The 21,621-nt window shown below is 53.2% G+C and carries 19 protein-coding genes and 4 tRNA genes; 5 read left to right on the plus strand and 18 right to left on the minus strand.

Features of this window, described 5'->3' with window-relative positions; genetic code table 11:
- Positions 1-244 precede the first annotated feature (244 nt).
- From hemC to hemY, 4 genes are read left to right on the plus strand one after another with little or no spacing between them, the layout of a single operon-like run.
- Complete coding sequence (gene hemC / locus DMB82_RS19065) at positions 245-1,186, plus strand: hydroxymethylbilane synthase (RefSeq protein WP_039277692.1); 942 nt, start codon at positions 245-247, stop codon at positions 1,184-1,186.
- Complete coding sequence (gene hemD / locus DMB82_RS19070; protein WP_102116930.1) at positions 1,183-1,923, plus strand: uroporphyrinogen-III synthase; 741 nt, start codon at positions 1,183-1,185, stop codon at positions 1,921-1,923. Before hemC ends, hemD begins: the two co-directional genes overlap by 4 nt.
- Before the next feature lie 23 nt (positions 1,924-1,946).
- Positions 1,947-3,071, plus strand: coding sequence for a uroporphyrinogen-III C-methyltransferase (hemX, locus tag DMB82_RS19075; protein WP_102116931.1), 1,125 nt, complete (start codon positions 1,947-1,949; stop codon positions 3,069-3,071).
- A gap of 2 nt (positions 3,072-3,073) precedes the next feature.
- Positions 3,074-4,267: a protoheme IX biogenesis protein HemY gene (gene hemY, locus DMB82_RS19080; RefSeq protein WP_167469139.1), complete on the plus strand. Its 1,194-nt coding sequence runs from the start codon at positions 3,074-3,076 to the stop codon at positions 4,265-4,267.
- 668 nt (positions 4,268-4,935) lie between these two features.
- Here the strand turns inward: hemY and DMB82_RS19085 are convergent.
- The 6 genes from DMB82_RS19085 to purB all read right to left on the minus strand — a co-directional run bounded on the left by DMB82_RS19085 (position 4,936) and on the right by purB (position 10,398).
- Complete coding sequence (locus DMB82_RS19085; protein WP_116155298.1) at positions 4,936-6,093, minus strand: M20 peptidase aminoacylase family protein; 1,158 nt, start codon at positions 6,091-6,093, stop codon at positions 4,936-4,938.
- A gap of 77 nt (positions 6,094-6,170) precedes the next feature.
- Entirely contained in the window at positions 6,171-6,932 is a 762-nt protein-coding gene (locus DMB82_RS19090) for an amino acid ABC transporter ATP-binding protein (RefSeq protein WP_116155299.1), read from the minus strand.
- 9 nt (positions 6,933-6,941) lie between these two features.
- A complete protein-coding gene (locus DMB82_RS19095) occupies positions 6,942-7,613 on the minus strand; it encodes an amino acid ABC transporter permease (RefSeq protein ID WP_116162786.1) in 672 nt (223 codons plus the stop codon).
- Between the two features lie 80 nt (positions 7,614-7,693).
- Positions 7,694-8,485: an amino acid ABC transporter substrate-binding protein gene (locus DMB82_RS19100; protein WP_102116935.1), complete on the minus strand. Its 792-nt coding sequence runs from the start codon at positions 8,483-8,485 to the stop codon at positions 7,694-7,696.
- Positions 8,482-9,024, minus strand: coding sequence for a GNAT family N-acetyltransferase (locus DMB82_RS19105; RefSeq protein WP_102116936.1), 543 nt, complete (start codon positions 9,022-9,024; stop codon positions 8,482-8,484). Before DMB82_RS19105 ends, DMB82_RS19100 begins: the two co-directional genes overlap by 4 nt.
- A 9-nt stretch (positions 9,025-9,033) precedes the next feature.
- Positions 9,034-10,398, minus strand: a complete 1,365-nt coding sequence (purB, locus tag DMB82_RS19110) for an adenylosuccinate lyase (RefSeq protein ID WP_010294611.1) — start codon at positions 10,396-10,398, stop codon at positions 9,034-9,036.
- Positions 10,399-10,646: 248 nt separating this feature from the next.
- Between purB and DMB82_RS19115 the strand changes: the two genes are divergently transcribed.
- On the plus strand, positions 10,647-11,954 hold the full coding sequence (locus tag DMB82_RS19115; RefSeq protein WP_116162788.1) for a histidine-type phosphatase: 1,308 nt from the start codon (positions 10,647-10,649) through the stop codon (positions 11,952-11,954).
- 123 nt (positions 11,955-12,077) lie between these two features.
- Here DMB82_RS19115 and DMB82_RS19120 read toward each other — a convergent pair.
- From DMB82_RS19120 to wecC, 12 genes are all read right to left on the minus strand, one after another.
- A tRNA-Pro gene (locus DMB82_RS19120) sits at positions 12,078-12,154 on the minus strand.
- Between the two features lie 44 nt (positions 12,155-12,198).
- A tRNA-Leu gene (locus DMB82_RS19125) sits at positions 12,199-12,285 on the minus strand.
- Positions 12,286-12,334: 49 nt separating this feature from the next.
- A tRNA-His gene (locus DMB82_RS19130) sits at positions 12,335-12,410 on the minus strand.
- A gap of 123 nt (positions 12,411-12,533) precedes the next feature.
- Positions 12,534-12,610 (minus strand) — tRNA-Arg (locus DMB82_RS19135).
- A gap of 176 nt (positions 12,611-12,786) precedes the next feature.
- Entirely contained in the window at positions 12,787-13,536 is a 750-nt protein-coding gene (gene wecG / locus DMB82_RS19140; RefSeq protein WP_102116938.1) for a lipopolysaccharide N-acetylmannosaminouronosyltransferase, read from the minus strand.
- Entirely contained in the window at positions 13,533-14,921 is a 1,389-nt protein-coding gene (gene wzyE, locus DMB82_RS19145) for an ECA oligosaccharide polymerase (protein ID WP_102116939.1), read from the minus strand. Before wzyE ends, wecG begins: the two co-directional genes overlap by 4 nt.
- Positions 14,918-16,003, minus strand: coding sequence for a TDP-N-acetylfucosamine:lipid II N-acetylfucosaminyltransferase (locus tag DMB82_RS19150; RefSeq protein ID WP_116155302.1), 1,086 nt, complete (start codon positions 16,001-16,003; stop codon positions 14,918-14,920). The genes wzyE and DMB82_RS19150 overlap by 4 nt, the downstream gene beginning before the upstream one ends.
- Entirely contained in the window at positions 16,000-17,250 is a 1,251-nt protein-coding gene (wzxE, locus tag DMB82_RS19155; protein ID WP_116155303.1) for a lipid III flippase WzxE, read from the minus strand. The genes DMB82_RS19150 and wzxE overlap by 4 nt, the downstream gene beginning before the upstream one ends.
- Before the next feature lies 1 nt (position 17,251).
- The gene (rffA, locus tag DMB82_RS19160; RefSeq protein WP_102116942.1) at positions 17,252-18,382 is read right to left on the minus strand and encodes a dTDP-4-amino-4,6-dideoxygalactose transaminase; all 1,131 of its coding nucleotides are present in this window, start codon (positions 18,380-18,382) and stop codon (positions 17,252-17,254) included.
- A 4-nt stretch (positions 18,383-18,386) separates the two neighbouring features.
- Positions 18,387-19,118, minus strand: coding sequence for a dTDP-4-amino-4,6-dideoxy-D-galactose acyltransferase (gene wecD, locus DMB82_RS19165; RefSeq protein ID WP_116155304.1), 732 nt, complete (start codon positions 19,116-19,118; stop codon positions 18,387-18,389).
- Positions 19,119-19,190: 72 nt separating this feature from the next.
- A complete protein-coding gene (gene rffG / locus DMB82_RS19170; RefSeq protein WP_189644263.1) occupies positions 19,191-20,264 on the minus strand; it encodes a dTDP-glucose 4,6-dehydratase in 1,074 nt (357 codons plus the stop codon).
- Entirely contained in the window at positions 20,255-21,517 is a 1,263-nt protein-coding gene (wecC, locus tag DMB82_RS19175; RefSeq protein WP_102116944.1) for a UDP-N-acetyl-D-mannosamine dehydrogenase, read from the minus strand. Before wecC ends, rffG begins: the two co-directional genes overlap by 10 nt.
- Between the last annotated feature and the right edge of the window lie 104 nt (positions 21,518-21,621).

Here is a 21,621-nt window from a genome sequence, read left to right on the forward strand (position 1 = left end):
CGAATTTGTCCTTCACTTGCCGCGTTATTCGGCCTTATGGCCTCACCCCTTCGGGGTCAGCGCAAGCGCTGTTCAAAAACGCCTTGCCGTTTTTGTCCTGAAACTTGAATTATTTAGAGTATATCTATAGTTGCGGCACCCGAATTTCAGACCGTTTTAAAAGGCGCGCCGCGAATGCCCACAACCTGACACCAACGCACCATCAATGATACGATGGCGGAAAATGATAAAAACGGTATCAAGCATGTTAGCCAATATTATTCGAATTGCCACCCGACAAAGCCCGCTCGCCCTATGGCAAGCACGATATGTTCAACAGTGTTTAAACCACCTCTACCCAGATTTACACGTGGAGCTGGTACCGATGGTCACCCGCGGCGACATCATCCTCGATACGCCACTGGCAAAAGTCGGCGGTAAAGGATTGTTTGTTAAAGAACTGGAATTGGCGCTGCTTGAAGGGCGCGCCGATATTGCCGTCCACTCCATGAAAGATGTGCCCGTCGAATTCCCAGATGGCCTCGGCCTGACCACCATTTGCGAACGCGACGACCCGCGCGACGCTTTTGTTTCCAATCATTACGACAGCCTCGATCAATTACCAGAAGGCAGTTGTGTCGGCACCTCCAGCCTGCGCCGCCAGTGCCAGCTGCGCGCCCGACGTCCCGATCTGGTGATTCGAGATTTGCGCGGTAATGTCGGCACACGCCTGTCAAAACTGGATAACGGCGAGTATGACGCCATTATTCTTGCGGTCGCGGGCCTGAAACGTCTTGGCCTTGAAGCGCGTATCCGCTGTGCGTTAAGCCCGGAAGAATCTCTGCCAGCCGTCGGACAAGGCGCTATCGGCATCGAATGCCGTTTGGATGACGAACATGTCCGTCAACTCCTTGCCCCACTCAATCACCCCGCTACCGCGGCCCGCGTACTGGCTGAACGCGCCATGAATGTACGCCTTGAAGGCGGCTGTCAGGTGCCGATTGGCAGCTACGCCGAACTGGAAGGCGATACGCTGTGGCTACGTGCGCTGGTTGGCGCGCCGGACGGCAGCCAAATGATCGTCGGTGAACGTAAAGGAAGCGTCTCCGATGCCGAACAACTCGGGATTGCACTGGCTGAAGAGCTACTGGCAAAAGGGGCCAGCGCCATCCTTCAAGCCGTTTATCAAGGGTCAAGCTCATCATGACGATTCTGGTTACCCGTCCGTCACCAACTGGCGAACAACTGGTGACCCGTTTAAGAAAGCTCGGCTATAACGCCTGGCACAGCCCGCTGATCGAGTTTTCACCCGGACGAGAACTCGCCAGCCTGCCGACCTTGTTGCAGGCACTGCACCCAGACGATCTGGTGTTTGCACTTTCACAACACGCGATTCATTACGCCGATCCGATGCTGGCACGAGCGGGCATCAGTTGGCCTGCCCATCTCGCTTATTATGCGATTGGTCGCACCACGGCACTGGCGCTGCATAAAACCAGCGCCCATCCGGTAATCTACCCTCCCGAACGCGAAACCAGCGAAATGCTCCTGCAACTCCCTGACCTGCAAGATGTTTCCGGTAAACGCGCATTATTGCTGCGCGGCAACGGCGGCAGGGAACTGCTGGGGGAAACGCTAACCGAGCGGGGCGCACAGGTGACCTACTGTGAATGTTATCAGCGCAGAGATGTTCACTATGACGGGCTAGAGCAAAGCCGCCACTGGCAACAAATAGGCATCGACAAACTGGTGATTACCAGCGGAGAAATGCTACAACGGATCTATACTTTAGTACCTGATTACTATCGGGCTTCTTGGTTACTCGGCTGCCAGTTGATCGTCGTCAGCGAACGGCTGGCAGAACAGGGTCGTCAGCTTGGCTGGCGCGATATCCGAGTGGCCGATAACGCCGATAACGATGCGCTCGTGCGCGCACTACAATAAACCTGATCATGGGATGTACCATTATGACGGAACACAATACCCCCACAGCTCCATCCGACGAGGTTGCTGAACGGGTTGAACCCGTGCACCAGCAGCAGGATCCCGCACCGCAGCCCAAACGTAGCGGTGCCGTGCTAGGGGCGATCGCGATTGTGATTGCGCTGGCAATAGGCGCGGGGTTGTATTATCACGGCCACCAGCAGGCGCAGAAAGAAACGGCCGCGCTTCAACGTCTGGAAGCACAGTTAAACACATTACAGCAGCGGCACAAGCAAGAGCAGCAGCAATGGCTGGACGCTCAACAGCAGCAAAGCAAAGCGCAGGAGACTGCCGCACAGCGTCTTGAGGCGCTAACGCGTCAGTCAGACGAGCTGCGCGATAAGCTGGCGGCGCTTTCCAGCCATGACACCAATACCTGGCTGATCGCTCAGGCCGATTTTCTGGTGAAACTGGCAGGACGCAAGCTGTGGAGCGACAAAGACGTCACCACCGCAGGCGCATTGCTGAAAAGCGCGGACGCCAGCCTGGCGGAAATGAACGATCCCAGCCTGATAGAAATCCGCCGTGCGCTGACCAACGATATCGGAGCGCTGGCAGGCGTAAGTCAGGTCGATTTTGATGGCATCATCCTGAAAGTCAATCAGCTCACCGACCAGTTGGACAACTTGCAGCTCGCCGACAACAACACCGATGAAGCGCCGATGGACGCCAACAGCACAGAGTTGTCCGCTTCCTTGAGCGAGTGGCGACAAAATCTAAGCAAGAGCTGGCACAATTTCCTGGCTGATTTTATCACCATTCGCCGCCGCGACAGCGCGGCCGAACCGCTGCTGGCACCGAATCAGGATGTGTATCTGCGCGAGAATATTCGCTCACGTCTACTGGTTGCCGCACAGGCTATTCCTCGCCACCAGAATGAAGTGTACAAACAGTCGCTGGAAACGGCAGCAACCTGGGTTCGCGCCTACTTCGATACCACCGACCCCACGACGCAGGCCTTTTTAGATCAGCTCGATGCCTTAAGCCAGCATTCGGTTTCACTGGATGTCCCGATGGAGCTACAAAGTCAGGCGCTGTTGGAAAAACTGATGCAAACGCGCGTTCGTAATCTATTGGCTCAGGCGCCAGCCACACAGCAAGGGGAATGAGCATGCTAAAAGTCTTATTGCTGTTCCTGATCCTGATCGCAGGCGTGGTGATCGGCCCGATCGTCGCGGGTCACCAAGGCTACGTCCTGATCCAAACGGATAACTATGACATTCAAACCAGCGTGACCGGTCTGGTCATCATGCTGCTACTGTTCTTCCTCGCCTTTGTGGCAGTGGAATGGGTGCTCCGCCGGATCTTTCGTACCGGATCCCGCACGCGCGGCTGGTTCCTCGGCCGTAAACGCACTCGCGCCAGAAAACAGACCAGAGCTGCGCTGCTCAAGCTGGCCGAGGGAGATTATTTACAGGTAGAGAAGCTACTGACGCGCAATGCCGACCATGCCGAGCAGCCCGTGGTTAACTACCTGCTGGCAGCCGAAGCCGCCCAGCAGCGCGGTGACGAGTTTCGTACCAAGCAATATCTGGAGCGTGCCGCCGAGGTTGCAGATACCGATCAGCTTCCGGTGGATATTACGCGCGTGCGTATTCAACTAGCGCGTAATGAAGATCATGCCGCACGTCACGGCGTCGACAAACTGCTGGAGGTCGCGCCCCGCCACCCTGAGGTTCTGCGTTTAGCAGAGCAGGCTTTCCTGCGTACTCACGCCTATAGTGCGCTGCTGGATATTCTGCCTGCGATGCGCAAGATCAATCTGTACCCTGAAGAACGTTTGCTGGATCTGCAACAGCAAGCCTATATCGGTCTGATGAATCAGGCGATGGCGGATGGCGGCAGCGAAGGGCTGAAGTCGTGGTGGAATAATCAGAGCCGTAAAGTTCGCCATGAGATCCCGCTTCAGGTCGCGATGGTTGAGCATCTGATCGAGTGTGACGAGCATGATACCGCTCAGAAGATCATTCTCGACGGTCTCAAGCGCCAGTATGACGAACGTTTGATTCTGCTAATGCCACGCCTCAAAGCTGGTAATCCAGAACAGCTGGAAAAAGTGCTGCGCCAGTACATCAAGCAGCAAGCCGCTACTGCGCTGCTGAGCAGCACGTTAGGCCAATTACTGATGAAACACGGCGAATGGCAGCAGGCCAGCGATGCTTTCCGCACCGCACTGGAATTACGACCGGACGCTTATGATTATGCCTGGCGTGCCGATGCACTCGATCGGTTACATCTGCCGGATGAAGCGGCGCAAATGCGGCGCGAAGGGCTGTTACTCACCCTACAGCAGCCTGCCGACTGATCGCGACGTTATCCCTTGCATAAGGCTCCTTTTTGGAGCCTTTCTCTTTTTATGGACGGTTTCATCTAGTCCGACAGAAGACGGCTACCGAGCATTTTACTCAGACGAAAAAAAACGCTTACCGATAAACGGTAAGCGTTGAAAATATCAGGTCTGTCAGACAACAGAATGGTGCCTCACTCAACGTTATGTCCGGAAGGCCCGATGGAGATTTGCATCTTCATCTGGAGTTGGACGATAGGCACCTCAAATTGGCTCTGCGTCATTCCCAGGATTATGAAGCCGAAGCAAGCATAGAAGGTGGAATGAGCATCTACGCGCTTATTTAAGCATAAATTATGCCAATATGCATAAATTTATTATTACTATCTAATGAAATTACGGTAACTAACTAATAATAAATACTATTTTTATTTCTTCACTGGAAGAAAAGCAAACGTGTAATGGGTGATAAAAACGAGATCGCGCTCACAAAACCTGTCGCCATTCAGAGACGCATTTATCAGATAAAATATTAATCATTATTAATCAATGGATTAAATGTCTCTTTTTTGCGACAGCAGAACCCCTAGAGTGTCGTGTTTTTCCGACAGTTCAATCAAAGCTATTGATTTAATTTAAAAAAGGGGAAATATCCGCGCCGAGAAACCGACGCGGACAGGATTCGCTTAACGGGAGGACAGCTGTTCTAAACTCTGCTTCGCGACCTGATACAGATAGTGCGCGGTCGGGAACAGCGCGCGATCATCGACGCGGAATTTCGGGTGATGCAGCGCATACGGTCCGCCGGAGCCGACCATCATGAACGTACCCGGCAATTTCTGCTGATAGAACGCAAAATCTTCACCAATCGGGCTGGCTTCCACGCGACGCGCTTCAAACCCTTCGTCACTCGCCACATTCAGCGCAAACTCAACCCACTCTGGCGTGTTGATCACCGACGGCGGCCCTGCGTGCCACAGGAACTCAATTTCTGCGCCAAAGGTGCTAGCGATACCTGCAACAATCTGACGGAAACGCTGTTCAATTAAATCACGCGCGGCCTGATTGAACGTTCTGACCGTGCCTTCAACATAGGCCGTGTCTGGGATCACGTTCCAGGTGCTGCCGCTATGAACCTGAGTAATCGACACCACCGCGTTGTTGTCAGAAGACACCGTGCGGCTGATAATGGTCTGTACAGCAGAAATCAGCTGACCCAGAATGATAATCGGATCGTTGCCTTCATGCGGCTTCGCGGCGTGACAGCCTTTCGCTGCGATCTTGATCTCAAAGCGGTCAACGCCCGCCGTCAATGCGCCGTCTTTCCCACCGATGACGCCAACCGGCAGCGTCGGATCGTTGTGAATGCCAAAAATCGCTACCGCATTGTCCAACGCACCAACGGCGATGACTTCCGGCGCGCCCAATCCTGTCTCTTCAGCAGCCTGGAACAAAATTCGCACCGTGCCTTTCAGCTCCGGCTCAATTTTTTTCAGCAGAATCGCAGCGCCCAGCGCCGCGGAAGAGTGAAAATCATGACCGCAGGCGTGCATCACGCCTTTGTTGAGCGACGTGAATTCTACGCCAGACTCTTCTTCAATCGGCAGGGCATCGATATCAGAACGTACCACGACCAGTGGACCATCCTGAAGGCCGCCGACTTCAGCAACCAGACCGGTTTTCAACGGCAGGTCGAGGATGCGAATCCCCTCTTTTTCCAATACCGCACGAATCTTCTTCGTAGTTTCGAACTCCTGATTCGACAGTTCAGGATGGCGGTGTAAATCGTGGCGAAACGCCTGAATAAACTGAGCCAGAGGCTCGTGCTGAGATGCTGTTTTCATGAATACTTGCTCCACATTATCGTGCCCTGCCTGACAGGGCTGCCTTGTTCAGGCGTGCAGGTGTATCTACGTATGCGTTAAATATCGTACTCAAGCGGCTCAGGCAGCTTGGTCAACTGACGCAGGAAACGCTGGGTTTGCGGATTGTCCGAGAAGCTAATCACCTGCTCCGCCGGGCCTTCCTCAACGATGTGCCCGTCCGCCATGAAGATCACGCGATCAGCCACTTCTTTCGCAAACTGCATTTCATGGGTGACGATCACCATCGTGGTGTCGTTTTTCGCCAGCTTCTGAATCACCTGAAGCACTTCGTGTACCCTTTCCGGATCCAGCGCCGAGGTCGGTTCATCAAACAAAATCGCCTTCGGATCCACCGCCAGCGCACGCGCAATACTCACGCGCTGTTGCTGTCCGCCGGACAGCGTCACCGGATATTGTGCCGCCTGCGGCAGCAGACCGACCTGCTCCAGCAGCGCCAGACCAATTTCATCCGCCTGCTTCTTCGGCATTTTTTTCACGACAATCAGCGCTTCCGTCACATTCTGCAGCGCTGTTTTGTTCTTAAACAGGTTGTAACTCTGGAATACCATCGCCGTCTGGCGGCGCAGCGCATAGGCCTCTTTAGCGGAGTAACGGCGCGTATCCAGCGTTTGTTCGCCAATTTCGATCGTACCCGACTCTGGCGTTTCCAGCAGGTTCAGACAGCGCAGCAGCGTGGATTTACCTGAACCCGATGGACCGATAATCGCCACGACTTCGCCTTTCGCGATATCCAGACTAATGTTGTCTAACACCACCTGATCGCCAAAGCGTTTAGAAAGATTCTTTACACTGATCATGTCAGCCCCTTATCGCTGTAGCGAGTGATTCAGTTTCTTCTCCAACTGCTTTTGCAGCCAGGCGTAAACCACAATCACCATCCAGTAAATCAGACCGACAACCAGGAAGGTCTCAAAGAAACGCAGAGATTCAGCAGCAATCATTTTGCCTTCCGCGAACAGTTCGGAGACGCCCAGCGCAAAGGCCACCGAAGTATCTTTAATCAGGGAAATGAAGGTGTTCCCCGTTGCGGGCAGCGCATTCAGCATGGCCTGAGGCAACACAATGCGGCGATAAACTTGCGCTTTACTCATGCCAATGGATAGGCCCGCTTCCGTCTGGCCGAAATCCACCGAGGCCAAGCCCGCGCGGAAAATCTCAGCCATATAGGCGGATGTTTTCAGGCTAAAGCCGATAATCGCGGCCGTCATCGCATCCAGATTGGATAAGCCGGGGAATAGCTGCGGCAAGCCGAAGTAGATGATAAACAGCTGAACCAGCGACGGAATACCGCGGAACAGCGAGATATACAGTTCGACGATTTTTACGACCACGACGATCTTGCTTTCACGGACTAACGCCAGTATCAGGCCGAGAACCATAGCAAAAAACATCGAAACCACGGCAAGGAACAGCGTGGTCGGCAAATACATTAATACCTGAGGAAACACTTTTAACAGGTAGGCAAGATCGACATTCATGAGTCATACCATTAATGCTTCCACCGGCCATACTGCGCCGGTGGAGAAGGTGATAAGTCAACCGACAAGCGGCAATAACGTTACTTTTTCGGTGGAACAGAGATGTCCTCACCAAAATATTTTTCGGAGATCGCTTTCAGGCGTCCATCTGCACGCATTTTCGTTAACTCTGCATCGAACTGCTTACGCAGCGCATCACCTTTCTCGTCCTTATGGAACGGGAAGCTCACTTCTTCAATCACCAGCGGCTCGCCGACCAGTTTGAACGGCAGGTTACGCTTATTGATTTCTGCCAACAGAATCGGACGTGAATTCACGTAGCCTTCAACACGTTTAGACAGCGCATCGTTCATCGCGCCATCGCGTGTTTCATAGGTGCGAATATTCACGCTGCCGTCGGCAAACGCTTTTTTCAGGTTGTTGACGTGGTTGGAACCCAGAACCCCAGCAACCGTCTTCCCTTTCAGGTCAGCCAGTGTATTAATGTCCGCGTTGTCTTTGTGCGTCACAATCTGGCTGCCGTAGAAGCTATACGGTTGAGCAAAATTGTATTTTTCCTGACGCGCTGGAGTAATGGCTACCACGTTCGCCACAGTATCCAGCTTTTTCGCTTCCAACTGCCCCATAAGGCCGCTGAAATCGGCGGTAACCCACTCAACTTTATAGTTCAGATCTTTCGCGATGGTTTCCGTCACTTCAACGTCAAACCCAACCAACTTGTTATCTTGCTTGAAGCCGCTTGGATAACTTTGACCTGTTGAACCCACTTTCAGTACTTTTTCCTGCTCAGAGCCGCTCTTCCCAGAGTCACAGCCAGCTACAAGAAAGGCTGTCGTCAGCGCCAGAACAGACAACGTTACTTTTTTCATCATTTTACTGCCTCTCTTTTTGATTTTTTATCTTTCCACTGGTCATACAATGGGTTATCAAGGATTTTTTCCATCCAGATTGTCAGGTGTCCTTTTCCCAGATTCGTCTGCCCGACTTCCTTGAAACCATAATTTCTGTACATCTCAATCAGCCACGGATGGTTTTGCGCGGTGCCAAGCGACACCGCAGGGGCTTTGAGCTGGTTAATCAGAATTTCTTCCTCCAGCCAGCTCATCATTTGCTTACCCAGTCCCTGCTTTTTATAGCCAGGGTGCGTTGCAAACCAGCCCAGATGAGGTAGACCGAACGGGCCCGGCTCCGGTCCCCACGGATAGCGGATGGTAAATGACGACACCATCTCACCGTCTTTTTCCATCACATAAACGCCGTGTGAGGCAATATGCGTACGGACCATGTCGATATCTGCATGGGCGGCGGAAAAGTTGATACCCAGTTGGCGAATCGGCTCAAATGCCGCCAGCGCCAGCGCCAGAAAAGTTTCATCATCCGCAAGCGTGGCCTGACGAAATACGATACTCATGGTGTCACCTTATGCTGGCAGCAGGCCGGAGTTATCTGCATAGCGAATCACGTCATCAACCTTCTGCGGCGCACTGCCAACGTAGTTAGCCGGATTCAGCCATTCATCCAGATCGGCGGCGGTCACCTGTTCAGAAAGCACTGGATGCGCCAGCAGCACCGATTTAAAGGACTGATTTTGCTCGAATGCCTGCATTGAGCATTCATAGACCAGATGGTGAGCAGTTTGCTTGCCGAGACGTTTACCAATCTCGAACATCACTTTTTCAGACAGCAGCAGGCCGTTTTGCAGATCGAGGTTCGCCAGCATCTGCTTCTCGTTGACGGACATGCCACGCAGAATGCCAAGCGCATTCTGAAGCTGAGCGGACAGATAGATATTGATTTCCGGCAGCGCAATCCACTCCGCACGCCAGCTCATCGCATCACGCTCATGCTCAACTTTCATGGATTCATGAATCAACGCAGCGCTCTTAAACAGCGGAGCAGTCAGGCTCGCCAGCCCTTCCAGCGCAGCTGGATTGCGTTTATGCGGCATCGTAGTAGAACCGATTTTCCCTTCGGAGAACGGCTCTTCGATTTCGTTAATCTCGGTGCGCATCAGGTTGTACAGCTCGTTGCCGATTTTGCCCAGCGTACCGCTGATCAGAACCGTAACAGAAGCATATTCAGAGAAGCGATCGCGGGCAGACTGCCAGCCGATATTCGGCGTATTCAGCCCCAGCTTATCCAGCGTCAGACGCTCGATTTCCGGCCCTTTCTCGCCAAAAGAGGCATAGGTGCAAATCGCACCGTTGATGTTGCCAACCAAAACACGTTCTTTGATTTCACCCAGACGTTCAAGGTGACGGATAAATTCATCCAGCCAGACGGCCAGTTTGAAGCCAAACGTGGTAGGCAGCGCCTGCATACCGTGGGTACGACCGGCCATCAGCGTATGCTGGTGTTTCTTTGCCAGACGTTTCAACTCAACGGCCAGCAGTTGTGTATCTCTGACGACAATATCAAAAGATTGTTTCAGCTGTAACACTGTCGCGGTATCAACGATGTCCTGCGTGGTCACGCCATAGTGAATAAACTCACCCGCGGCACCACACTGTTTCTGAATCGCGGCAATTGTCGGCATCAGAGAGTGCTTCATACGCGCGGCATCTTTGGCAATCTCTTCAACGTTAAGCGCGCTTGCGTCAGCGTTTTCTGCAATGGTTTTTGCCGCATCCAGCGGAATGACACCCAGTTCACCCTCGGCAAGCGCCAGGGCAACTTCTACTTCGACCTGTTTAGTCAGGCGGTTATGCTCGGACCATACGCCGCGCATTTCAGGCGTGCCAAAGTTATTCCCTATAAGAAGAAAATCAATAAGATGTGATGCCATAATTAACTCGTTAGTGTTGGATTTATCAGGCGGGGATTTATATCGTCTTTTTAATTTTTAAAAATATAACATGCGGAAATTATGCGCTTTATACCTTCGGGATCTATCTTAGATCAAAAAGTTTGATTGCAAACTATGCATGTAGAAATGTTCGCTAACACTCTCTTCCCTGCTGAAAAACCGGCTTGTCACTTTTTCCCACCTACAATGAAACTCCTTATCCGTATGACCGCTGACGAAGGATTATCATGCTTTACCACACGACATTACGTACTCTCCGTAGCTTATTGATTACCATGATCATTATTTCAGCCTTCTCTACTCAGGCCCTGGCTCAGGATCGCTATCTTCTGGAAAAGGTCGTTGAAATCAGCCGTCATGGCGTACGTCCTCCAACAGAATCTAACACGGTGGCACTGGAATCCGGCACGGCACGACAGTGGCCTCAGTGGGTCACGCGGGAAGGTGAATTAACCGGGCATGGCTATGCCGCCACTGTATTAAAAGGCCGCTACGAGGGTGAATACTATCGTCAACAGCATCTGTTCGCGTCAGGTTGCCCAACGGAACAGCAGATTTATGTGCTCGCCAGTCCGCTACAACGCACCCGCGCAACCGCACAAGCCTATATGGACGGCATGTTTCCGGGCTGCGGCGTTGCGACGCATGCCGTTGAGGATGAGAAGCAGGATCCGCTGTTCCACGGGGATAAAATGGGGATTGGCACGCTTGACCCCGAACGAGCAAAGGCTGAGGTACTGAAAGCCATGGGAGGTGATTTGGATATCGCCTATCAGCGTCTTAAACCCAGCATCGAGCTGTTAAAACAGGTCGTATGCGAAGCAGACAAACCCTGCCCGGTGTTTGATAAACCGTGGGCGATAAAACAGGATAAAGACGGTTCGATTTCTATCAGCGGCCTGAATACGCTGGCAAATATGAGCGAGGTTTTCCTGCTGGAGTACAGCGAAAACTTGCCACTGGCACAAGTTGCCTTTGGTCATGTCCGCAACACACAGGATCTCGTCCCGCTGATGGCCCCGATGACCGCTAAATACGACTTCACCAATGATGTGCCCTATATCGCACAGCGCGGTGGCTCGCTATTCATGCAGCAAATCGCACAAGCACTCGCGCAGGGAACGCCAGCAGAACAGGACCCCACACAAGGCGAGCCACCAGCCGTCCCTTACTTGCTGTATGTCGCTCACGATACCAATATCGCCTATCTACGCACACTGTTGCAGTTTCATTGGCAGCTACCCGGCGATACCGCCGATAACATTCCGCCCGCGGGCAGCCTGGTGTTCGAACGCTGGCGCGATACCACCACTCAGCAGCGTTTTTTGCGTATCTATTTCCAGACGCAATCGTTGGATCAGATTCGTTCACTGACGCCGCTTGACGATCGGCAGCCGTTACTGAAAGAGGAATTTACCTCTCAGGGCTGCCAGAAGACAGAAAAAGGCACACTGTGTCCTTTTGATACCGCACTAAAATCAATGCGAGAAAGTATCGATAGCAGCGCGCTAGCGCCAGTGCATTACGCGCTGTAGCACGCTATATCGCAGGGAACCACAACGTCTTGTCGGGTTGATAAATCCGGCAAGACTTTCGCCAGAGAAGGCAAATTGCAGACGAAAAAAAAGCACATCTTTCGATGTGCTTTTCTTTGTAATTGGTCGGCGAGAGAGGATTCGAACCTCCGACCCACTGGTCCCAAACCAGTTGCGCTACCAAGCTGCGCTACTCGCCGAATGTACTGCTTTTTTGAACATCACTGATGTTCTCGTTTGTGTGTGGTGCGAAGAGAGGGACTTGAACCCTCACGTCCGTAAGAACACTAACACCTGAAGCTAGCGCGTCTACCAATTCCGCCACCTTCGCATAACTCACAAACTGTCAATCAACTACTATAATTTATAACTGCAAAATCTGGGGTGGCTAATGGGACTCGAACCCACGACAACTGGAATCACAATCCAGGGCTCTACCAACTGAGCTATAGCCACCATCACCACACTTTACATCAACGACTTATTACGCAGTACTTCCTTTTTACGGGATACTTTCTTTACGAAAAGAAGGTCTACCACCGCAGCTCTTGCACACAACATACTTCATACAGAATATAATGGTGCGCCCGACAGGATTCGAACCTGAGACCTCTGCCTCCGGAGGGCAGCGCTCTATCCAGCTGAGCTACGGGCGCTTAGCGCCGTTGCGGGGCGGGATATTACGGGCTTAGTGACTGGCTGTCTAGTGCTTTTTTATCGAAATGATGCGTTTGATTATGATTTGCTCATTCCAAGCTAAATAACACAGCTAAACCACGGCTAAAAACGCGACACCAACCAGTAAAGACATCGCGTATCGATATTAAAGAACCTACAGGCGACCGCTGTAGTGGTAGGCAACATATTTCAACAGCCTAAGCTGCCTAAAAATACGGCTCGGCTGGAACAGCAAGCGATACAGCCATTCCAGTCCTAAATTTTGCCACACCAGCGGGGCGCGCTTCACATGCCCGGTAAAGACGTCGTAGGTACCACCCACGCCCATATACAACGCATCAGGATAGTGGTGACGACAATCACGCATCAGGATTTCCTGTCGTGGCGACCCCATCGCGACGGTAACAATTTGCGCACCGCTAGCGCGGATACGTTCGAACAGGGCATCGCGCTGCTCTGGCGTAAAATAGCCATCCTGACTGCCGACAATATTCACGTTCCACTGCGCCCGCAGCTTCGTTTCCGTTTGTGACAACACATCAGGTTTGCCGCCCACCAGAAAAACCGGCGTTCCCTCCTTGCCCGCTCGTGCCATTAGCACTTCCCACAGATCAGCGCCTGCAATCCGCGTGACGTCAGCCTGCGGGTATTTGCGCCGAATGGAGCGCACGATGCTGATGCCGTCCGCATACTTGTACTCAGCGCGATCGAGCAACGCTCGCAGCGCGACGTCTTTTTCCGCCGTCAGCACTTTCTCAGCATTAATCGCGACGAGCGTGCCTGTTTCAACCCGCTCGCCCGTAAACAGGTAATCAACAAACTGCGCCATATTGCGAAAGCCGTGAATGGGCAAACCACGAATGGTATACAGAGGAATGGTCTCTGTGGTTTTTAACGCTGTCATACCTGCTCCGTTATCACAGGCTCCACGGTGTTGGGTGTCGGCGCGATCGGCGTGGCTCGCCTACGCATCAGACGCTGCCGGATGAGTCCGGCGCTTTCCAGCAGCCAATAGAGCAGCTTGGCAACGAGCAAGCACAGGCCGAAAACCAGACAGAAAAACACCACACGCGAAACAAAAGAATCGACGCCTTCACGCGTCAGCACAATAATATTGAACACCGCCCCGAAGCAGAACGCCTGCAAAATAGCGGCCTTATAGCGATTGCTGTCGTTCTTCCCTAACTCGTACACCCAGTCGAACCACTTGATAACCAACCCTACGGCAATCGCGCCGAGCGGGATAAACAGCACGCCCCCCATCACTACCAGTGAGCCCAACAGCGTGGGGGAGATTGCCAGCCCAGAGTGGTTATTCAACACTTCCCAGGTGAAATAGTTCGCACTGTTTAACACCAGATTCGGACGATCCGGCCATAGCCAGGAGGGAATAAAGACGTAGAAATCACGGGCAATCGGTGCCAGTCCCTGGAATTCAATCTTGTCGTAGTTCTGCCACAGCAGCGCCAGATTTTCCCAGGGCGAGAAGGTGTCACGGGTTAAATAGAGGAACGTATAAAAGGCGTAATCACCGCTGACGTCCAACCCATAGCGCTTCAGTGCCAGCCAGAACATCCCGACAATCCCGAACGCACCAGCCGCCACCAGCATCCAGAGCGTAATCCAGCCGCGCACAATGCCAATAAACAGAAATAGGGCGAAGGCGATAATCACATTCGCACGCGTTCCGCCAACAATCACATACGTCAGCATCCCGAACGCGACCGTTCCGATGAGGAACAGTAGCCATGCACGCTGCGTCTGGCGCAGGAAATACACCACCAGCATCGCCGGAATAAAGAAGTAGAAGAAGCGCTTCAACGCCACGCCGGATACATCGCTGGAAAATATCTGGCTGTAAGAACGCAGCTTAAACAACAAGAAGCCATTGTTGAGGAAGAAAATACCGACGGTGGCGACCGCAATCAACGCCAACAGCAGCCAGGTCAGATTGGCTTCCACCCGGTTCACCGTCAGGAGTGGCGCACGCGGCGCGGAGGCTTTCTGGCGTAACCGCGTCTTATAGCTGACGTAATAGATCGCGTAGAACGCCGTCGCAGACAGCATCGCCTGAAGCAGGAACTGCACGGGAACCACTTCAACACCAAACCGGAACACTAGCACGCAGGTAAACGGAAAACCAAAATAGAACGTCAACAAATAGAGCAGGGAAAACAGCACGTTAAAATTAAAACGTACCCGCCGGAACTCCATCCAGGTCAGGTTCAGGATAAAGATGACTGAAATCAGGTAGACGACAAACAGCCCACCAAATTGCCCCAGCGTCATGTTGGTTCTCCCGTCGCCAATGCCAGCGCGTCGCGCCAGCCTTGCAGATAATTGGGATTAAAGAACGCAATCTGGTGCTTATCCACTGATGCCAGTTGGCGCTGCGCTTCACGCACCAGCGCCTCATCCAATTCATCACCGTAAAACAACACGGGCAGCCCTTGTTCCGTCAGATCCTGCCAGAACGGATTTTGTCGGCTGATCACGAACGGCACGCCAAACTGAATCAGCAGACATAACGTCCCGATTCCCTGCTGGCGATCGAAAATAAAATAGCCCAAATCGCAAGTGCGCAGCATGTTGAGATAATCATCAAACGCCAGTTGGTCTTTTAACAGTTGGAAATTTTTCACGCCGAACAGCGCCAAACCGTCCTTTTCCACCTGTGCGATGTAGGACGCGTTATTCGCGGGGTAGCCCATCGGCACAATCACCCGCACATTTTTCCCGAACTGCTTGTGAATCGCCCGCAGCGCTGCCTGATGGCGATTGGTGCGATCTCCAGAATTGCCGACCAGAATCGTCATCGGCCCTGCCAGCGGTTTATCCACCTGCATGCCCGTTAGCGCTGGATCCATTCGCGTTGGGAAGTACAGCAATGACGTCGGCACGCGAGGTGAACGCTGCTGATACCACGCCAAATCGCCACATGTGGCAAACACGTGTCCAACACGCTTTTGCGCCATACGCCGCAGCAGATAAAACAGGCGATATTTCAGGCTGCTCGCCTCTTCATACAAATCCGCGCCCCACACGTGCCAGTAAACCTGTTCAGACTTGATTTTTCCGCTCAGCAACGCCAGCCACAGCGTGGGATTAAACTGCCCATGCAGGAAAAAGCGCATCTTGCGGTTCGCTTTGGCTCTGGCGATGACTGCCTCAGCCAGCGTTTTCTTATCCACGCAGGTTTCGATACGCAGCGCGGGGAAATCGGCCGATGAAATACCGTCGCGGGACGCCACGATGAAATGCCGAATCTGCTGCTCGGGGAGTTCCGTCGCCAGTACGTCGTTAAAAAAACGTAAAACGGTCTGGTTATGATGCGGGATGTCAGATCCCAATACATGAATCAGTGTCGTCATGCTCGCCTACGGTAAATAATGAATACGCCACAACAAAGCAAAAAATAGACCAGGTAGGTTGCCATATAGGCCTGCGCCGCACCTTGTGCGCCATAAAGCGGAATCAACCAGTGGGAAAACCCAGTCAGCAGGAGAAACTGGCTCACTTCCGTGAGCAGATAAAAGCGCAGCGCCGCTTTCGCAATGACCAGATAGCCAAAGACGTAAGCGCCCACTTTCATTACATCGCCTACCAATTGCCAAACGAAAAGATCTCTCATTGCCGTGAACTCGCTGGAGAACAGCAGCCAGATGGCAAAATCTCGCAGCAGCCACACACAAAAGCTGACGCCTGCCACGACGGGCAACACAAATTTCAGCGAGCGAACAATCTCCTGCGCCAACGCAGCTTTATCCGTCAGACGCGAGAGTGTCGGCAACAAATACACGGTAAAGGAGGCGGTAATGAATTGCAGGTAAGCATCGGAAATACTGCTGACGCCCTGCCAAATACCTACTTCATCCCAGCTGTAATGTGCCGCCAGCAGGTTACGCATCATGATGTACGCAACGGGCAGCGTCACCGCCGTCATTAACGCCATCAGCGTAAATTTGCCCAACTGTCCGGCAATCGCACGATCCCACGCGGGTTTTAGCGATGTCAGCGCCAGCGGCGTACGCCGCAATAGCATGATTCCTGCCGGAATCACCAGCAGCGCAGGCACCAGCGCCAGCCCTGCCAACGCACCAACATAGCCACCCAGTTGCAGGCAGAGCCAAAAGGCCACCAGCCCGATCAGGCTGCCACCGATGACGGCCAGCGCGTTGCCTATCGCATCCCGATAGCCTTTGAGGATCGCCAGACATAGGTTGGCGTAGGCGATACCCATTTGGATAAACGCCAGCGCCCGCAACACATCGCGATAGTCGTCATGCCCAAATAGCAGATTAGCGATAGGCGTTGCGGCCGCCAAAAAGAGAATCGCCAGCAGCGTGGAGAAGCCCAGCACCAGCGTGACAGACGTACCGAGCAGAGGCCTCAGCCGTTCCGGCTGTTGCTGATACTCCGCCACGTATTTAGTGACGCCGTTGAAGATCCCTGCACCGGCTAACACGCCCAACACCGTAATAAGCTGGCGGAAATTACCTGCCATCCCCACGCCGCTGGGGCCAAAAGCGACCGCCAGCAGTTTGACAACAACCAGCCCTGCGCCGATTTTTATCAGCGTGGAACCGGCCGTCCATATCGATGCTTTCGCCAACGACATATCAGGAGAAGAAGCTCAGAATGGTATTAATCACCGTCCGCTGATTGACGTCTGACAGGTTGTAGAACAGCGGTAAACGCACCAACCGTTCGCTTTCCTGCGTGGTGTAACGATCTTCACCAGAGAAACGACCGAAGTTTAGACCGGCTGGGCAACTGTGTAGCGGAATATAATGAAAGACCGTCATAATTTCGGCTTCTTTCATGTAATTGATAAAGGCACTGCGATCATCCTGCGAGCTGAGTTTGATATAAAACATGTGCGCGTTGTAAATCCCATTGGCAGGCACGGTCGGCAGGGTAATACGCCCGGCATCGGCCAGCGATTTGAATGCCACGTAGTAGTTCTGCCACAGTTTCAGACGACGTTCGTTGATCGGCCGCGCCGCTTCCAACTGTCCCCAAAGATAGGCAGCCTGAATATCCGCCATCAGGTAGCTTGAACCGATATCACGCCAAGTGTATTTATCCACTTGCCCACGGAAAAACTGGCTGCGGTTAGTGCCTTTTTCACGGATAATTTCCGCACGCTCCACCAGCCTTGCGTCATTAATCAGCGTGGCGCCGCCCTCGCCGCCCGAGGTGTAGTTCTTGGTTTCGTGAAAACTGAAGCAGCCAATATGGCCGATAGCGCCCAGAGCGCGGCCTTTGTAGCTGGACATCACGCCCTGCGCGGCATCTTCCACGACATATAAATCGTATTTCTTCGCCAGTGCCATAATCGCGTCCATCTCGCAGGCCACGCCGGCATAGTGAACCGGTACGATAATGCGCGTCTTTTCCGTAATTGCCGCTTCGATTTTCGTCTCATCGATATTCATGGTATCTGGGCGGATATCGACAAACACGATCTTCGCACCGCGCAGCACAAAGGCGTTGGCGGTAGAAACGAAGGTATAGCTCGGCATGATCACTTCATCGCCGGGCTTAACGTCGAGCAATATCGCAGCCATCTCCAACGAAGCGGTGCAGGAAGGCGTGAGCAGGACTTTTTTACTGCCGGAATAATGTTCCAGCCACTGCTGACAACGGCGGGTAAATCCCCCATCGCCACACAATTTACCGCTGCTCATGGCAGCCTGCATATAATCCAGTTCCGTCCCGACAATCGGTGGCGCGTTAAATGGAATCATGTGATCACCTGTATAACCAATACGCCGTGCTCTCAATCATGGCTCCACGGCGAAGATAAAGACGAAGCGCCGCTACGTTGCTAACCTGTGTCGCGACCCGAAGACGTACCAACCCTTGTTGTCGACACCACATTTCCGCCAGCACCATCAGTTGTGAACCGATGCCCCGTACCGTAACACCCGGCCAGACGCCCAGTAGCCCGATACGGGCATCCGTGTCATCCATTCTACGTAGCGTGACCCATCCTTGCAGATTGCCAGCGGCATCTTCCGCCAGTAAACAGCAGTGGTCGAACGTACCGCGTACGGCGTTTTCAATCCACTGCGCATAGAAACGTCCGCTATCCTGCAGCTGATACCACGGAGAACGAAAACGGCTCAGTGCAAAAACACGTGACGCCGCATCCCTCAGTGCAGGGATATCGTCGAGCGTAGCTTCACGCCAACGCGGTAGCAGCGTCACTACCCTTTCCCGTTCCAGCGACAGACTGAGATCGACCTCGCCTTCCACCAACCGAAAACCAAGATCGGCAAGCGCATCTGCCAGCACCAGATTGTCCGCCGCAATTTTGGCCTGCGTCAGCGTCAATGCATTCAGTGCATCGAGCGTCAACGCAGGTGCAGAAGGCGAAAAATTCAGTTTCCCGCTGTTCATCTGGAAGAATTCACTCTCCCAGGCCAGCGGTTCAACCGTGGCGCGAATCCTCCCCTTTCCTACTGATATCGGATGGGGCATTGTGTCGCTCCTTTCTTTTCCGCCATCTGGTTTTCCAACTTCTGCTTTTCCAACTTCTGCCACAGGGTAGGTTTAGTCGCTCAACCCTAAACGTTCGCCGGTATAAGAACCATCCTGCACGCTGCGCCACCATTTTTCATTATTCAGATACCAACTGACGGTTTTTCTCATGCCCGTCTCAAACGTTTCTTCTGGACGCCAGCCCAGCTCACGTTCAATTTTCCCGGCATCGATCGCGTAACGCATATCGTGACCGGGGCGGTCTTTCACGTAGGTGATGAGATCGCGGTAATGTTCCACACCAGCGGGTTTCTTCGGCGCCAGTTCTTCTAGCAACGCACAAATGGTCTGCACGACTTCAATGTTTTTCCGTTCGTTGTGGCCGCCGATGTTGTACGTTTCGCCGATTTCGCCTTCTGTCACCACTTTGTACAGTGCGCGAGCGTGATCTTCGACAAACAGCCAATCGCGGATTTGCGCACCGTCACCGTAAACCGGTAACGGTTTGCCCGCGACCGCATTCAGGATCACCAGCGGAATCAGCTTCTCAGGGAAATGGTAAGGACCGTAGTTATTCGAGCAGTTGGTGATAACCGTCGGGAACCCGTAGGTGCGCAGCCAGGCGCGAACAAGGTGGTCGCTGGAGGCTTTCGATGCGGAATAAGGGCTACTTGGTGCATAAGGCGTGGTTTCTGTAAACAGATCGTCCGTCCCGTGCAGGTCACCAAACACTTCATCGGTGGAGATATGGTGAAAACGGAACGCACGCTTATCGGCATCAGCCAGGTTCTGCCAGTAGTGGCGTGCCGCTTCCAGCATGGTATAGGTGCCGACAATATTGGTTTCGATAAACGCCGCAGGGCCATCGATAGAGCGATCGACGTGGCTTTCTGCCGCCAGATGCATCACTAGCGCAGGCTGGTAAGCCGTAAAGACACGGTCCAATTCAGCACGATCGCAGATATCCACCTGCTCGAACGCGAAGCGTGAGCTATCAGCAACGGGAGCCAGCGATGACAGGTTGCCCGCATAGGTCAGCTTATCAACAACAACGACGCTGTCCTGCGTTTCCGTCAGAATGTATCTGACCAACGCCGAACCAATAAATCCTGCACCACCGGTAATTAAAATACGTTTCAACGCCATACTCCTTTGGTATCAATAACCCACTGTTGTTTCACATCTTCTGGGTTAATCACTTTAAACTGACGGTGATCAACCAACATGACCAGCACATCGGCTTCTTTTAATGCACGGCCGGTATCGACCAGCTTTACCTGTCCGGCCAACACGGACGGCAGGTGTTTGACATTCGGTTCGACGGCTAACGTCACGCCAGTATTCCACTGTGCAATCATGGACGTGATACCCACCGCAGGGCTTTCACGCAGATCGTCAATATCGGGCTTGAACGCCAGCCCAAAGCAGGCCACCGTAACCTCGCTCGCGCGTTTATCCGTTTGCGCCAGATAATCCGCCACGGCTGCTTTTACGCGATCCACCACCCAGAGCGGTTTGCCATCGTTCACCAATCTGGCGGTATGAATCAACCGGGCCTGCTGCGGATTCTGCGCCACGATGAACCAGGGGTCGACCGCAATGCAGTGTCCGCCGACGCCAGGGCCAGGTTGCAGGATATTGACGCGGGGATGGCGGTTTGCCAATCGGATAAGTTCCCATACGTTAATGTTTTGTTCGGCACAAATCAGCGAGAGCTCATTGGCAAAAGCAATATTGACGTCACGGAAGCTGTTTTCCGTCAGCTTGCACATTTCGGCGGTGCGGGAGTTAGTCACCACACACTCACCTTCAAGAAAGATTTTGTACAGTTCACTGGCGCGAGCAGAGCACACTGGGGTCATGCCGCCAATCACGCGATCGTTTTTAATCAGCTCGACCACAACCTGTCCCGGCAGCACACGTTCTGGACAATAGGCAATATTGATATCCGCCGTTTCCCCCACCTGCTGCGGAAACGTCAAATCCGCGCGCGCGTCGGCTAGCCACTCGGCCATTTGCTCGGTCGCGCCCACCGGGGATGTCGACTCCAGAATCACCAGATCGCCTTTCTTCAGCACAGGCGCGATGGACGCCGCAGCCGCCTGAACATAGGCCAGATCGGGTTCGTGATCGCCTTTGAAAGGGGTAGGAACGGCAATCAGGAACGCATCGGCTGGCACAGGCTTTGTCATCGCCTGGAGGTAACCCTTTTCCACTGCCACGTTGACCAACGCATCCAGATCGGGCTCGACGATATGGATTTCGCCGCGATTAATGGTTTCGACCGCCAGTTTGTTCACATCGATACCGATGACTTTTTTCTGGCGCGACGCAAACGCCGCGGCGGTGGGTAAACCGATGTAGCCCAAACCGATTACGGAAATGGTAGTAAAGCTCATAGTGTCACCATAATTATTTCTCGGATACTGAGAGATGCATTGAGCGGTGATAATGGATAGATCGTAAAGACGCTGTGAATACATCCCTGTACGCTCGGCTTGCG

Origin of the sequence: Pectobacterium aquaticum, from assembly GCF_003382565.3 — a bacterium.
Classification (GTDB): Bacteria; Pseudomonadota; Gammaproteobacteria; order Enterobacterales; family Enterobacteriaceae; genus Pectobacterium; species Pectobacterium aquaticum.